This is a genomic window from Niastella yeongjuensis, assembly GCF_900110245.1.
Classification (GTDB): Bacteria; Bacteroidota; Bacteroidia; order Chitinophagales; family Chitinophagaceae; genus Niastella; species Niastella yeongjuensis.
Genome location: NZ_FOCZ01000005.1, coordinates 559,236 through 573,420 on the forward strand (window position 1 = coordinate 559,236; position 14,185 = coordinate 573,420).

Sequence of the window (14,185 nt, forward strand, 5' to 3'; positions counted from 1 at the left end):
ACATGTTTACAGCCGAAACACAGATCCGTGTTCGTTATGCCGAAACCGACCAGATGAATGTAGTGTACTATGGTAATTATGCCCAGTACTTTGAAGTAGGTCGCGCTGAATCGATCCGCCAATTGGGTTTTACCTATAAAGACATGGAAGCGATGGGCGTTCTGATGCCCGTTGTTGAAATGCATTGCCGCTACCTGCGCACCGCCCATTACGATGACCTGCTCACTATTAAAACCACCCTGAAAGAATTACCTACCGATCATAAAATTGAATTTCACGTAGAAGTGTTCAATGAAAACAAAAAATTATTAACTGTTGGCCGCGTAGTACTCTTTTTTGTAACCGCTAAGGGCATGCAGAAAACGACTATGCCAGTGCAGTTGTACGATAAGTTAAAACCCTTTTTTGTTGGAAGTTGAAAGTTCTAAGTTTAAAGACCTCAAACGCAAGGCGACCAATAAATATCAATTTCGCGTTAAGCGAGCTACCTTCAACTTTAAACTTTAAACTACTTCAACACATTCAACACCGTATACATCTTCTTCACTATCTCCACCGGTGACCCATCGTAGTTATTCACGATGATAGAAAAAACGTATTGTTTGCCATCGTTTGCGGTGTGATAACCGGCAAAGGCACGCGCTCCGCCAATGGAGCCGCTTTTCATTTTCATGCCATTGTATTCAGGCAGCGCATCGTAGAAGGCGGGGTACCAGGACCGTGTTTTGGCATATTCCAACACTTTTACTTCTGCATGGGTGGTAACCCTGTTCTGGGGCGATAAACCACTGCCATCGATCATATGCACCGCACTTTTGTCGATGCCGTGTTCACTCCAGAAAGTACGAACCAGCTCAACGCCATCTTCCGTTGAGCCCAGTCCTTTTTTCTCGCGGGCCATCGTTTTTATCAGCACTTCGCCATACAGATTAATACTTTTACGCAGGAACCAGTAATTGATACTATCGATCGCGGGTGATAAAAGCGTAATCAATTCCTGTTGCATCACGGGCCAGCTTTCTTTATTTAACCGGCTTTGCGCATAGGTTTTATAGCTGCCCGTTACGGAAATATTTTGTTTGGTGAACAGTGCCAACAGCGCATGGTAAAATTGTAAAGGGGCATTGGGGAAAGCGCCCGAGATCACAAACGGTTCATTGCCGCCCGGTACAGTACCCTCGGTAAAACCGCTCGTTGAATAAGGGGCCAGGTAAATATATCCATTGTCACCACTCCCCTTTTTACCAGTGGTAATTTGATTGTTAAGCACGGCACCCTGTAATTGGGGAATTGTTTTTACAATTCTGGCCGGGTCTCCTTCATTAAGTCCGGGTTGTAACTGAAGGTCAAATTGATTTTCGCGCCAGTTAATAGCCCAGCAACCTGCCCCGTAATAATTCCCAATATCGTCCCAGATCCAGCCACCGGGAATGGGTTGCATGGAAAAGGCCGAATCATTCAGCAGCACACTTCCTTTGATTGTTGTAATGTTGTTTTGTTGAAGCGCCTGGGCAATTTTTCTGCAAACCACTTCTTCTTTGGTGTCTTTCCAGCGCCAGCTGCCCAGGGTAGGATCTCCATTGCCATTGACATGCAGGTTGCCATTCAGTACGCCATTCTCAATAGTGCCATCATATCCCAGTACGGTTTTGTACCGGTACGTGCTGCCCAACAGTTCAAAAGAAGCCGCACTGGTAAACAGTTTCTGGGTACTGGCAGCGGCCAGTCCCAACTGGGCATTGTGTTCATACACCGGTTTACCGGTTGTTGCATCTGTCACATACAAACTGATAATGCCATGCTTCATCTGTGCATCTGCTTCAAACACATTTACTGCATTCGCCAGTTTGGCCGTAATGGTTTGCGTTTTACCTATACTAACAAACGTTGTAATAAATACGAGCAGCAATAGTTTTTTCATAGACGGAAAATTAATCAAAAGTGGGAAGCTTCGTTCAAGAAGTTGCCTGCAAAAAAAGGCAATGGGCAATGGGCAGTAGGCAATGGGAAAAAGGCAAAGGGCAGAAGGCAGAGGGCAGAAGGCAAAAAAATTGCGCAAGATAAAAATTATGAGAATAATAAACAGTAGCGAGCCCACTCACAACTCACCACTCACAACTCACAATTTCCCTTACATTTGTCCCGAATAAATAGCTATGGAAAGAATAATCGCCTCCATAATAACCATTGGTGATGAACTGCTGATAGGCCAGGTAATTGATACCAACAGCGCTTTTATATCGCAGGAACTGAATAAAATCGGGGTTTGGGTAAAAAGAAGAGTGGCTGTGGGTGATAGCAAAGAAGAAATTGTGCGCGCCCTCGACGAGGAAAGCCGCGATACCAACATTATTATAATGACGGGTGGACTGGGTCCAACCGCTGATGATATTACCAAACCGGTGCTGGCCGACTATTTTGGCGGCAAGCTGGTGATGAATGAAGAAGTACGCAAACACCTGGTATATCTTTTTGAAGAAGTATTTCGCCGCCCCATTATTGAACGTAATCTGAAACAGGCAGAAGTGCCCGATGTGTGCACGGTACTGCCCAACGCCCGCGGTACAGCACCCGGTATGTGGTTTGAAAAAGCGGGCAAAGTATTTGTCTCCTTACCTGGCGTGCCGCATGAAATGAAGGGTTTGATCACTACAGAGGTGCTGCCCCGGCTACAGCGACGTTTCGAAATGCCGTTTATCGGCCACCGCACCTTATTGACCGCCGGTGTGGGGGAATCATTTCTGGCAGAAGCCATTCAACATTGGGAAGAAAAACTGCCGGCGCACCTGAAACTGGCCTACCTGCCCAACTATGGCATGGTACGGTTGCGCATTACCGGATGGAGCACCAGCAAAGCCCAATTGGAACAGGAGCTGGATACGGAATTTGCCACTTTAAAGAAACTGGTACAGGAATGGCTTGTTATCGACGAAGATGCCACCCTGCCCATGGCGCTGAGTAAATTGCTGCGGTCGAAGAACAAAACCATGTCCACCGCAGAAAGTTGCACAGGTGGGTACCTGGCACACCTTATCACGGCCATACCAGGCGCCAGTAACATATATAAAGGCAGCATAATAAGTTACGATAATGAAGTAAAGATCAGCCAGCTGCAGGTATCACCCGTCATTTTGCAAAAAGTGGGAGCGGTGAGCGAAGAGGTGGTGCTGGAAATGGCTGCAGGAGTGCTGGCAAAACTGAACACTGATTATGCAGTAGCTGTTTCGGGTATCATGGGGCCCGATGGCGGTTCACCCGAAAAACCGGTGGGCACCGTTTGGGTGGCCGTAGGCAATAAACAAAAGCTGGTTACCCAAAAATTTCAGTTCCGGTTCGACAGAGACCGGAATATTGAAATGACGGCCACCCAGGCGTTGAATTTGTTGCGGAAATTTATAGTGGAGAACGCGTAAGCAAACACTTGTTAGTATAAATCATTATCTTCGCGGCAACAGGATGTTGCGGTTTGCATATTAATTAATAAGTTCGCAGCTTCGGTTATCATTAATCCGACCCAAATCCAAAAGAGAATCGTAAACCATCCCGATAAATCGGGAATAAAACCTGCAATAGCATATGGCTCTAGTTGACCTGGTGATGCCTAAAATGGGTGAAAGTATTACAGAAGCCACTATTTTAAAGTGGTTTAAACATCCCGGAGAAACAGTAAAGATGGATGAGGCGGTACTTGAAATTGCCACCGATAAGGTAGACAGTGAAGTACCATCTATTGCCGAAGGCGTAATAGAAGAAACCTTTTTCAATGTAAATGATGTGGTGCCCGTTGGTACGGTGCTCGCCCGCATCAGGTCAAATGCTGCAGAACCAGCAACCAGCCATACCCCGGTAGTTACCAGTCCGGCGGTTGAAATAGCCGAAAACCGCGCTGTTCCGGCCGATGTGTACCATCAACCGGTAACCAGTGAAGTGTTCGCGCACCAACCGGCCGCACAAAATGGCGCCCGCTTTTTTTCACCCCTGGTATTAAACATTGCTACCAGCGAGGGCGTAAGCCTCAACGAACTGGAAACCCTTCCCGGTTCAGGAACCGATGGCCGTGTTACCAAAAAAGACATCCTGCAATATGTAGCCAATAGAAAAGCCGGCAAACCAGCCGTTGCGACAGCCACAGCAACCGTAACTGCTCCCCCGGTGCACAGACAGGAAGAATCAACCCCAACTATTTTACCCCAGGTTAGACAGGTTGAACCACCACCTCAACAACATATTCAGTCATACAGCGGAAATGTAGAGATCGTTGAACTGGACCGCATGCGTAAAATGATCTCCGAGCACATGGTCCGCAGTCAGGATACCAGCGCGCATGTCACCAGCTTTACCGAATGCGATGTTACCAATTTGGTGCACTGGCGCGATAAGGTTAAAAAACAGTTTGAAAAACAGGAAGGCGAAAAACTCACCTTTACGCCTTTATTCATAGAAGCCATCATTCGCTGTATAAAAAAATACCCCTGGTTGAACAGCAGCGTAGACGGTGATAAACTGATCATAAAGAAAGATATCAATATAGGCATGGCCGCTGCCCTGCCTACCGGCAACCTGATTGTTCCGGTTATTCGCAATGCTGATCAACTGAACCTGGTTGGATTGACCCGTCAGGTGAATTCACTGGCCAATGCAGCCCGCAATAACAAATTAAAACCCGATGATACCCAGGGCGGCACTTTTACATTAACCAACGTAGGTACTTTTGGCAGTCTAATGGGCACCCCTATTATCAACCAGCCGCAGGTAGCTATTCTGGCAACTGGTGCCATCAAAAAAAGACCGGTGGTAATAGAAACCGAACAAGGTGATTTTATTGCCATCCGCAACATGATGTACCTGTCGCTGTCATACGATCACCGTGTTATCGATGGTGCACTGGGTTCCACCTTCCTCGGCGCAGTAGCCAAAGAACTCGAAAACTTCTCTGCCGACAGAACGATATAGAAGTTGATTCTTAACTTATATTAGAAAAACCTCCCGATGTATCGGGAGGTTTTTCTTTTCTGCCCTCTGCCTTTTTTTACCTCCCATTTAACGGAAAATAATTAAACCATCCCTTCCCTACATCGTCTTTTTTTTGTAAATTGATAGTAGCGACAAACCCACTTATTGGCCTGTGGAACTATCGATTGAGAATGGCTTTTTTCTAAACCTAAACGTAATCATATGAAGACCCTTTCAGAAACATGGTTTGCCGAAGGCTACATAGATTTCGAGTTGAAGAAATACACACTTCTCGCCTACCTGCAGCAGGTAAACCAATACTTTACGGAATCGAAATTGTACCCACAATTATCTGATGTGATCTTTCATTACAACAACCTGCACGCATTAAAGGAAAACAAGAAATTCTTACAGGAACAATTCCCCAAAAAACTAACCGGAATTCAGATAGAGAAATTACAACTCCTGTACGAACAGATCATCGAAGATGATGAACTGATGCAGGAACTGGAAGACATCATTACTTTCTCGGCCGATAAATTAAAAACAGCCATCAGCAGTGGCACCGAGATCTATGAATTTGTGGAGGACAAGCTGAACATCTTTCCGGTTGGACTGGTGCCGCTCGATACACACGAAGGTTATTTCTTTCTAAGCGAAGGCTCTTACCGCCAAACGCTCGTGTATCAATACCGGCTAAGCATTTTTGAAAAACACGATGAAAAGTACCGCGCCATCAGAACAGAGTATGTAAGTGAATGGGAACGAAACATAGTGAATACCTACGAGAACATAAAAGCAGAACTGTTACGCCAGAATAAAGATCTGCCCAACCCAGCCGTATATTCAATCGAAACGGAGCTAACGTTCCCGATTTCGGAGACGTTATTGCCGGTTGCCAAGAGGAGTTTGGTGCGTTACATTTCTAAAGCGGCATAATCTCTGGGGAAACACGTTGAGGATAAAACATTATGAAGGAAGAAGTAGGAAGTAAGAAATAAGAAGAGCTTCACTCGTCAACTCGTCAACTTGTTAACTTTTCAACTCGTCAACCCAATCAACTCAAAAGCTCCTCTTCTCCTCCAACTCCGTCCCCCAATCAACGCCCTTCGACGTAGCCGGCACCCCTTCAGCCAGCCAGTGAGGCTCCGGTGCACCTTTCAAAAAGTGGTCGAAGTATTGAGAAAGGCGAATGCTAAAATCTTTACGGTTCTTTCTTTCTACCAGGTTATGATCTTCGCCATTGTATTGTAACATCCATACTTTTTTGCCTAACCGCCGCAAAGCAGTAAAGTATTCAATACCCTGGTACCAGGGCACTGCGCCATCGGCATCGTTATGCATTATAAGCAAGGGGGTGTTTACTTTATCTGCCCTGAACAAAGGAGAATTCTTGATATACAGATCGGGACGTTGCCACAGGGAATAACCAATGCGGCTTTGCGTGCGCTCATATTGAGCCTGGCGGTTTACCCCTGTTCCCCAGCGAATACCACCATAGGCACTGGTCATGTTCGATACGGGGGCACCGGCTTCAGCGGCAGCAAACATATTGGTGCGGGTAATTAAGTAAGCCACCTGGTAACCACCCCAGCTTTGTCCCTGAATGGCCATTTTAGTGGAATCGACCCAGGGCATTTTGGTAAAATATTTTGCAGCAGATACAACTGAGTTATAAGCGCTTTCACCCGGCTCGCCTTTTTTGTAATGAATATCTGGAACAAACACCAGGTACCCATTGCTTACAAAAAGCGGAATGTTTATGACAGAGGGGCTTGGCTCTGGTGCCCGATACACATACAGGTCATCGGAATTTTTTTCGTAGAAGTAAAGGATCATGGGGTACTTCTTTTTTGCATCAAAATTTTCGGGTTTGAACAACAACCCTTCCGATTGTTTGCCATCGAATAGCTTCCATTTTACTACTTCGGCTGTTAACCAGTTATACTCTTTTTGCTGCGGGTTACTAACGTATAAGAGCCTTACCATATTCGAATCCCAATAAATGGGTTTACTTCCGTTCGGATCAACATTTTTTGCTATAACAACAGTATCCAAATGCACAATCAAAGCAGGTGAAAACCGGTAACTTTCTATCGTATATAAAAATCTCTTCGGATTGTCTTTAGCCTGAAGTACCAGCAAGCCGTACTGGCATTCACTGGTGGCATCATAGTCGTTAAATTTCTCCCGCATGTTATGGAAACATATCCCATGCTCTTTATTCACTTCATCAAACAATTTTAAGGCTACTACCTGCGTATCGGTAATAAACTTTTCGTTCTTAGACAACGGTGTATAATGGTAAACGATCTTGCAAAAACGTCCGTGCCCGTTCGTGAAATTGTAAGGCAGCTTTTTTCCTTCGGGGTCACATTGCCAGATATCATACCGGTCGTATACATACACGTATTTATCGTTCTGATGCCAGGCCATAATACCATGCGGCGGCGGATCATCCGGATGGTCATCTTCTTCATCGTACAAAGGTACTTTAATGCTTTTGGTTATATTGGTAATGGTACCGGTTTTGACGGCATACGTGAAGTAGTTTTTCCGGGCAGCATCGTACCAGATCACATATTTGCCGCCGGGTGATATAGTGAAGAAATAGCGCTGTTTATCATTTACCAGTTTACGGATGCCATCGGTGGTAGAAATGATATACGCAGTTTTTTTGGCAAACCCCAGCCATTGGCTTTCTTTGCGATTGCCTTTTGTGGAGTTAGCCAGTACATACTCAACATTGTCATCATCATCGGGTATGGTAATGAACTCGGCATCTTCTGATCCTAATTGAATTACTTTATCGGCATCGCCATTCAATACTGCTTTATAGCTTCTTTGTAATTCATAATTCAACTGCACCAGCTGTTGCGGCTGCAGGTAATCATCGTTGTAATGCCAGATGTCTAACCGCGCTGTTTCAAAATCAACCAGCGATGTGTCTTTGGGTTTACGTACCGCCATCAATCCAAAAAACAATTTCTGTCCGTTTTTGCTGAACTCAGGCACCGATGTTTCACTAACCGTCAGGCCATTCTTTACACCGGTTGTTTTCCTGTCAACCCGCATCCGGGCGCTGTCCATACCGGTACGATAGTAATATAATTTATAGAACTTCTGCAAAGCTTTGGTACTGCTGTCGCGTTCGGCAATAAATGCCAGTTGGGAGCCGGCATCATCGAGGGCAAAACTTTTGGCGTCATTGAATCCACGGAATAAGGTATCTGTTTTCCCGGTAGCGGTGTTGAACCACATTACAGCCGCTTTACGCCCCGTATCGGTATTACTGCGGCTCGTTTCCATAACGAACGCATTACCGGGCTTACTGAAGTAATAATCGCTTACCAGGGGGAATTTCTTTTCTTCCCCGGTATATAAATTCCGCAGCACCAGTTCCGTGCCTTCTTCAACCGGTTCGCCCGGTTTTGGTTTGAACTCTTTCTTTGGTGCTTTTAAGGTGGCCAGTCCTTTTATTTTTGCTTCATCGGCTTTGTTGCGAAGGCTGTCGGCTACCCGGGTCAGGCTGTCGGCCAGGTGCAGCAAATTATTCAGCTGGGTAGTGGAATCGGGTTGTGTTACTACGGGTGGCAGCGATTTCTCCTGTAAATAAGCCAGCCATTGGCCGGTGCCCCTTTCAGGCGTTTTAAACGATTTTACGCGGGGAATACGCAATACACTGTCTTTACCCATTGCTACAATAGCCAGCGTGTCCATAGGCAGCTCATCGGGCTTTTTCTTTTTGATCCTGCCTTCGCGAATAACGGAAAAAAGCGGTTTTATTTTACAGATCACAAAGCGGTTGTCTGGTGTGATCTCAGCAGCATATCCCCGGGGAATTTCTTTTTTGTAAGAATTGTCTACAGCCTCTATAACCAGGGTGGCATCCCCTTCCTGCGGCGTTATGGTATATACCACCCATTTGCCATCGTTACTGAGGTAGCGCTCATTGATGCTTTGCCAGCTATCATACACGGCATGTGTAAGAGGTTTCTTTTGTGCAGATGCCGGTACACCTGCCAGCAACAAAAGGGCAATGCAGAGTAAGTATCTCATTAGTTATTCTGGTTAATAACTAAAATTAATACAAACCGCGCGCATCCGGGGTACCATTCGTATATAAAGAAAAAAGCTGTCCGGTAATGGAGACAGCCTTTTCAACAATAATATGAAACAGGGCACTAATTCATATCAGACGGATTTACACGCCGGTAAACAGATTCTGCATGCGCATCATTGGCATTACAACCTGAAATCAGGTAAAGCTTATTATCAGCAACGTAGTAGAACCTTTTATAAGGACTGCCCGGAGAGTCGTATACAAACGTTATGCTCCTGGTATAAATATCCTTAAGATTTGTCATACAGGTATTATCTTCTACGGTGTTGTCTGGTGCACTGGTATAACTACCCTGCTGAACAATCTGATTCTTGTAAATACTGGTATACGAATCCACCTTAAATATTAACAGGTTTCCATTGCCGGGTTCATAAAAAGTTTGGGGCACCCATGAAGTGGCTGTTGATTCCAGTTCCCAGGTACTTACTAATTCATCATTGGGATTATTATCTTCATCCTTATCTTTTTTGCAGGCAACCATTGCAGTGAGCAGCAATGCGATCACCAAAAAACTGTAGGTCTTTTTCATGTGCTAACGGTTTTACCTGCTGACAGGGAATTCATCAGCACCGTTGCATCGCGGCTTTTGCGTTATGCTCTTTTTCTGTTTTTGTATACCAGCCAGGTTTGTAAAACAACAGACATGATAATTAAAAATAACCCGATATAAAATGAACCTGATAAGAATTTATCTTCCCTGAACAGGAGAAAGGCCAGCCCAATGCCATATACAGGTTCCAGGTTATATGTAAGATTCACTGTAAAGGCAGAGATCTTTTTCAAGGCATTCATCGATAAGTTGAATGCCCATACCGTACAAAACAAAGCTAACACCAATAGCCAACCGGCATCTGACAAAGTAGGTAACAAATGGCTTGCAGGAAGAAAATGCAAATAGAATGGTAAGAGTATGGTAAGAAACAAAAAGCCGCCATTCAACTGGTACAGGGTAACGGTTTCGGGTTTGTATCTTTGTACCAATATGCGGTTACACACGGTGAACAAACTGGCCAGCAATGCAGAGATCAATCCAATAATGATACCCGTTTTATACTGCGGATCGAAATGAAAGATAAGATAGATGCCTGCGATCACCAGCAGGCCCAACAGCATTTCATTTCTATTAAATGGTTTACGGGTAATAAGCGGTTCCAGTATAGCGGTAAAAAACCCAATGGCCGAAAAACAAACCAGTGCAACCGATACATTTGCATATTTGATACTGGCATAAAAACTTACCCAGTGCAATGCTACAATTACACCTACGCCTGTTATACGCGCCATGCCAGCCATTGATACCTGCCGGCCATTACGTTTCAATAAATAGATCACCCATAAGGCTAACACGGTTATCAATAACCGGTACCAAACCAGCAGGGCTTCATTAAGGGTAATGAGACGGCCCAGTACACCGGTAAAACCAGCGAGGAATACAGCAGTATGCAGTTGTATAAAAGCTTTACGCATAGGATGGTTGAAGATTACAGTAAACGAGGCAGGAAGTTCGAAATACGAAGTAAGTGGGAAGAGGTGGAAAGTAAGAAATAAGAAGAGCCCGATAATCGGGCTCCCTAATTAGTTTCGAATTCTTACCTCGTAACTCTTACCTCCTACTTCATACTTCCTACTTCATAAACTTTATAAAGGGTGATTCTTAACTTTAAGACAGCCCCTGTTAATATAAATTATTATCTTATTTTGTTTTTGCCAGAACCTGTTCTGATTGGCCAACGGCAGCATAGTCTGCAATACCGCTGTTTTTAACCCTGTTCCGGTAGTCTTTGAAGAGGCTTTGCCAGCGCAGTTTCAATACGCCCCAGATCCCTTCTTTTACAATGCCTTTGTGCATTTTTGAAACCCCGAACTTGCGGTCTTCAAAAATGATGGGCACTTCTTTTATTTTAAAACCCAGTTTCCAGGCGGCAAATTTCATTTCAATCTGGAAGGCATAGCCAAGGAATTGTATCTGATCGAGGTTCAGTGATTCCAGCACTTCCCGCGAGTAACATACAAAACCGGCGGTGGTATCTTTTACCGGCATCCAGGTAATGATGCGGGTGTACAACGATCCGCCTTTCGACAGCATAATCCGGTTACGGGGCCAGTTAATGGTGCCGCCGCCTTTCACGTACCGCGATCCTACGGCCACATCTGCGCCGCCTGTTGAACAGGCTTCGTACAAACGTTGCAGGTCTTTGGGATTATGTGAAAAATCGGCATCCATTTCAAAGATGTATTGGTACCCTCTTTTCAAAGCCCATTTAAAGCCATGAATATAGGCGGTACCTAATCCTAATTTGCCTTTCCGTTCTTCCAGGAATAATTTGCCGGTGTACTTCACCTGCCGCTCTTTTACGAGTACAGCGGTTTGATCGGGTGAGCCGTCATCAATAACAAGAATGTGAAAATTATTGTATTGGGCAAAGATGATATCGATCAATTGACCAATATTCTCCTTTTCGTTGTAAGTCGGTATGATTACGATATTTTCCAAACAATTCAAATTGATATTGGAGTACGAAAATACAATAATTCAAAATGTGTAATTATGTAAATTACACATTTGCATTTAATTATCCCTTCTTTAACAATGACCTGTTAAAGATTTCGGTCAGTTTTGCCTTTGTGTGCATCGGAAAATCGCCTTTCATCATCCAATCATAATACTGAGGCTCAGCTTTTAGCACTTCTGTTACCGAACGGCCTTTGTGTTTACCGAAATTGAAGACCTCTACCCCATTCTCCATGATCATGCGCCGGGCAAAATCTACAATATTGTCATCGCCAATACAGGTGATAACAGAATCCACACTGGTTCCCAACTGGGGATATTTCTCAATTTGGGCTTCTAATATTTCCCAGGTAGCCACGGCATCCACTTCGGCACCATGGGCGCCTTCCAGGTTCTTGTTACAGTAAAATTTATATGCCGCGCTCAGCGTGCGTTGTTCCATCATATGGAATATCTTTTGCACATCGAGCAATCTGCGGTTGTTAAAATCAAATTCCAGCCCTACCCGCAAAAACTCCTCTGCCAGCAGGGGAATATCGAAACGGTTTGAGTTGTATCCAGCCAAATCGCAATTATCGAGGAATTGCTTTATTTCATTGGCTATCATTTTAAAGGTAGGCGCATCCTTCACCATTTCATTGCTTATACCATGCATCTCACGCGATACTGCCGAAATAGGAATTTCAGGATTGAGTAGCTTACGCTTAATCTGACGGGTGCCATCGGTTTGAATTTTCACAATGGCTATTTCAACGATACGATCTGAGCTCAGGTTCACCCCGGTGGTTTCAAGATCAATAACTGCCAGCGGCTTCTTTAACTGCAACATTCAACAATGATAATTGATAATGGTTATAAAATTAGGCGTATAGGTAAAAAATTACAAATTGCTCATACTTTTCCATTCTGGAATGCAGATTTTCTAAAAATGAGGTAACAATTTAGGGCTAATTTATTATTAGCCCGTTATTTGCTTTGCAAAAGTAAGCATATCTGCCCCATCATAATTACCCGAACTCATTAATAAAAGACAGGCATTTTTATAATTCTGTTGCTGAAGCCATTGCATCAGTCTTTCTTTTTCGTTAAACACCTGTAACCCGGTTTTTCCGAAACCGGCAACCACTTTTTCGGCAGGCAGTTCGGGCATGCGCTTCAATTCAAGGGCATGGCGGCTGTAAAAAACGGCGGCTTTATCGGCCGGGTCCATCGCGCCTTTGTACTCGGTCATAAACTGTTCGTTCAGGCTGCTGTAAGTATGCAGTTCCAACACAGCTACGAGTGTACGATTGGGAAACTGTTGTTTCACTGCCTCGATGGTGGCTTTTACTTTGGAAGGGGCATGCGCAAAATCGCGATATACAATGGTGGTGTCATTGCTGGCCAGCAGTTCCAGCCGTTTGGCAGCGCCGGTAAAAGAAGAAATGGCCGTTACAAAGGTGGCGGCATTCATATCCAGCTCGCGACAAGCGTACCAGGCGGCATGCAGGTTCAGCAGGTTGTGATTACCAAACACCTGTAATCCGGCGGTTTGTTCTTCAATGGTGAGAATGGTTTTTCCATTCGAAATGGTATGGAAAGGAACCGGGTAGGGCTGATAACGAATATCTTTTCGTTTGGTTTTGGTAACCAGTTTCTTTAACACGTCATCGGTTTCATTGTAGATCAGCAAACCGCCCGGTTCAATCTTATTTATAAAGATGGTAAACTGTTCCAGGTAAAAATCAAATGTGGGAAATACATTGATGTGGTCCCAGGCTATTCCGGTTAGGATGGCAATATGCGGAAAAAGAAAATGGAATTTCGGCCGCTTTTCTATAGCACTGGCCGGGTATTCGTCGCCTTCACATACAATGATGGGGGCATGCGTAACCTGCACCGACTGATCGAACCCTTCCAGGCGGGCGCCTACGAGGTAGTCGAAATCTTTTCCGGCCTTGCGCAGGGCATGCATGATCATGGAGGTAGTGGTGGTTTTGCCATGGCTGCCGCCTACTACCACCCGGGTTTTCTCCTGGCTTTCCTGGTATATGTATTCGGGGAAAGAATAGATCTTTAAACCCAATTCGCGGGCCCGCTGTAATTCGGGATTGTCCTGTTTGGCATGCATACCCAGGATAACAGCATCCAGACCAGCGGTTATTTTTTCGGGAAACCAGCCAAATGCGGCTGGCAGCAATCCTTCCTTTTGCAGGTTCGATTGGGCTGGCTCAAATATTTCATCATCACTACCGGTTACCTGGTAACCTTTTTTGTGCAAGGCAAGCGCCAACTGATGCATCACGCTTCCACCTATAGCTATAAAGTGTACTTTCATTTTATCAACAACGGATTTACGGCTAAATGTATTTAAGCTGAAACGATTACCAAAAACTTTTTGTATACATACAACAAAATTTTGCTCACAGGCTTGCAGATGCCGGATATTATTTGTTATTTTGGATAACTTACAGTTTTATTTATCCAATCCTCTCGAAATTTTCCTCTCCCTTAAGTCCGTTAACCTTTGAATGACCTGATGATCGTTTTCGCCCTTGTTTAATTCATCAGGCAAATTGTAAACTTTAAATATCACAAAAATGAAACGGACTATCGTT

At 44.6% G+C, this 14,185-nt stretch carries 11 protein-coding genes; 4 read left to right on the forward strand and 7 right to left on the reverse strand.

Annotated elements, in window-relative coordinates:
- Positions 1–2 precede the first annotated feature (2 nt).
- Positions 3–419 carry an acyl-CoA thioesterase gene (locus BMX95_RS16295; RefSeq protein ID WP_081203492.1) on the forward strand — a complete coding sequence of 139 codons (417 nt, stop codon included), beginning with the start codon at positions 3–5 and terminating at the stop codon, positions 417–419.
- Between the two features lie 89 nt (positions 420–508).
- Here the strand turns inward: BMX95_RS16295 and dacB are convergent, their stop codons facing one another.
- A complete protein-coding gene (gene dacB / locus BMX95_RS16300; protein WP_081203493.1) occupies positions 509–1,921 on the reverse strand; it encodes a D-alanyl-D-alanine carboxypeptidase/D-alanyl-D-alanine endopeptidase in 1,413 nt (470 codons plus the stop codon).
- 235 nt (positions 1,922–2,156) lie between these two features.
- On the opposite strand from dacB, the gene BMX95_RS16305 reads away from it, so the two are divergent.
- The 3 genes from BMX95_RS16305 to BMX95_RS16315 all read left to right on the forward strand — a co-directional run bounded on the left by BMX95_RS16305 (position 2,157) and on the right by BMX95_RS16315 (position 5,892).
- A complete protein-coding gene (locus BMX95_RS16305) occupies positions 2,157–3,413 on the forward strand; it encodes a CinA family nicotinamide mononucleotide deamidase-related protein (RefSeq protein ID WP_081203494.1) in 1,257 nt (418 codons plus the stop codon).
- Between the two features lie 163 nt (positions 3,414–3,576).
- Entirely contained in the window at positions 3,577–4,953 is a 1,377-nt protein-coding gene (locus BMX95_RS16310; RefSeq protein WP_081203495.1) for a dihydrolipoamide acetyltransferase family protein, read from the forward strand.
- A 222-nt stretch (positions 4,954–5,175) separates the two neighbouring features.
- Complete coding sequence (locus BMX95_RS16315) at positions 5,176–5,892, forward strand: hypothetical protein (RefSeq protein WP_081203496.1); 717 nt, start codon at positions 5,176–5,178, stop codon at positions 5,890–5,892.
- 123 nt (positions 5,893–6,015) lie between these two features.
- Here the strand turns inward: BMX95_RS16315 and BMX95_RS16320 are convergent, their stop codons facing one another.
- The 6 genes from BMX95_RS16320 to BMX95_RS16345 form a co-directional block, all read right to left on the reverse strand.
- A complete protein-coding gene (locus tag BMX95_RS16320; protein WP_081203497.1) occupies positions 6,016–9,012 on the reverse strand; it encodes an alpha/beta hydrolase family protein in 2,997 nt (998 codons plus the stop codon).
- A gap of 125 nt (positions 9,013–9,137) precedes the next feature.
- The gene (locus BMX95_RS16325) at positions 9,138–9,605 is read right to left on the reverse strand and encodes a hypothetical protein (protein WP_081203498.1); all 468 of its coding nucleotides are present in this window, start codon (positions 9,603–9,605) and stop codon (positions 9,138–9,140) included.
- A 62-nt stretch (positions 9,606–9,667) separates the two neighbouring features.
- A complete protein-coding gene (locus tag BMX95_RS16330; protein WP_081203499.1) occupies positions 9,668–10,543 on the reverse strand; it encodes a DMT family transporter in 876 nt (291 codons plus the stop codon).
- Positions 10,544–10,769: 226 nt separating this feature from the next.
- Positions 10,770–11,570, reverse strand: coding sequence for a polyprenol monophosphomannose synthase (locus BMX95_RS16335; RefSeq protein ID WP_081203500.1), 801 nt, complete (start codon positions 11,568–11,570; stop codon positions 10,770–10,772).
- 79 nt (positions 11,571–11,649) lie between these two features.
- The gene (locus tag BMX95_RS16340) at positions 11,650–12,417 is read right to left on the reverse strand and encodes a 3'-5' exonuclease (RefSeq protein ID WP_081203501.1); all 768 of its coding nucleotides are present in this window, start codon (positions 12,415–12,417) and stop codon (positions 11,650–11,652) included.
- Positions 12,418–12,546: 129 nt separating this feature from the next.
- Positions 12,547–13,905, reverse strand: a complete 1,359-nt coding sequence (locus BMX95_RS16345; protein WP_081203502.1) for a UDP-N-acetylmuramate--L-alanine ligase — start codon at positions 13,903–13,905, stop codon at positions 12,547–12,549.
- Positions 13,906–14,185: the final 280 nt, after the last annotated feature.

What these genes read in the sequence shown, in the direction of transcription:
- BMX95_RS16295 (WP_081203492.1), top strand. Translation starts at nt 3, where the DNA reads ATGTTTACAGCCGAAACACAGATCCGTGTTCGTTATGCCGAAACCGAC.
- dacB (WP_081203493.1), bottom strand. Translation starts at nt 1,921, where the DNA reads ATGAAAAAACTATTGCTGCTCGTATTTATTACAACGTTTGTTAGTATA.
- BMX95_RS16305 (WP_081203494.1), top strand. Translation starts at nt 2,157, where the DNA reads ATGGAAAGAATAATCGCCTCCATAATAACCATTGGTGATGAACTGCTG.
- BMX95_RS16310 (WP_081203495.1), top strand. Translation starts at nt 3,577, where the DNA reads ATGGCTCTAGTTGACCTGGTGATGCCTAAAATGGGTGAAAGTATTACA.
- BMX95_RS16315 (WP_081203496.1), top strand. Translation starts at nt 5,176, where the DNA reads ATGAAGACCCTTTCAGAAACATGGTTTGCCGAAGGCTACATAGATTTC.
- BMX95_RS16320 (WP_081203497.1), bottom strand. Translation starts at nt 9,012, where the DNA reads ATGAGATACTTACTCTGCATTGCCCTTTTGTTGCTGGCAGGTGTACCG.
- BMX95_RS16325 (WP_081203498.1), bottom strand. Translation starts at nt 9,605, where the DNA reads ATGAAAAAGACCTACAGTTTTTTGGTGATCGCATTGCTGCTCACTGCA.
- BMX95_RS16330 (WP_081203499.1), bottom strand. Translation starts at nt 10,543, where the DNA reads ATGCGTAAAGCTTTTATACAACTGCATACTGCTGTATTCCTCGCTGGT.
- BMX95_RS16340 (WP_081203501.1), bottom strand. Translation starts at nt 12,417, where the DNA reads ATGTTGCAGTTAAAGAAGCCGCTGGCAGTTATTGATCTTGAAACCACC.
- BMX95_RS16345 (WP_081203502.1), bottom strand. Translation starts at nt 13,905, where the DNA reads ATGAAAGTACACTTTATAGCTATAGGTGGAAGCGTGATGCATCAGTTG.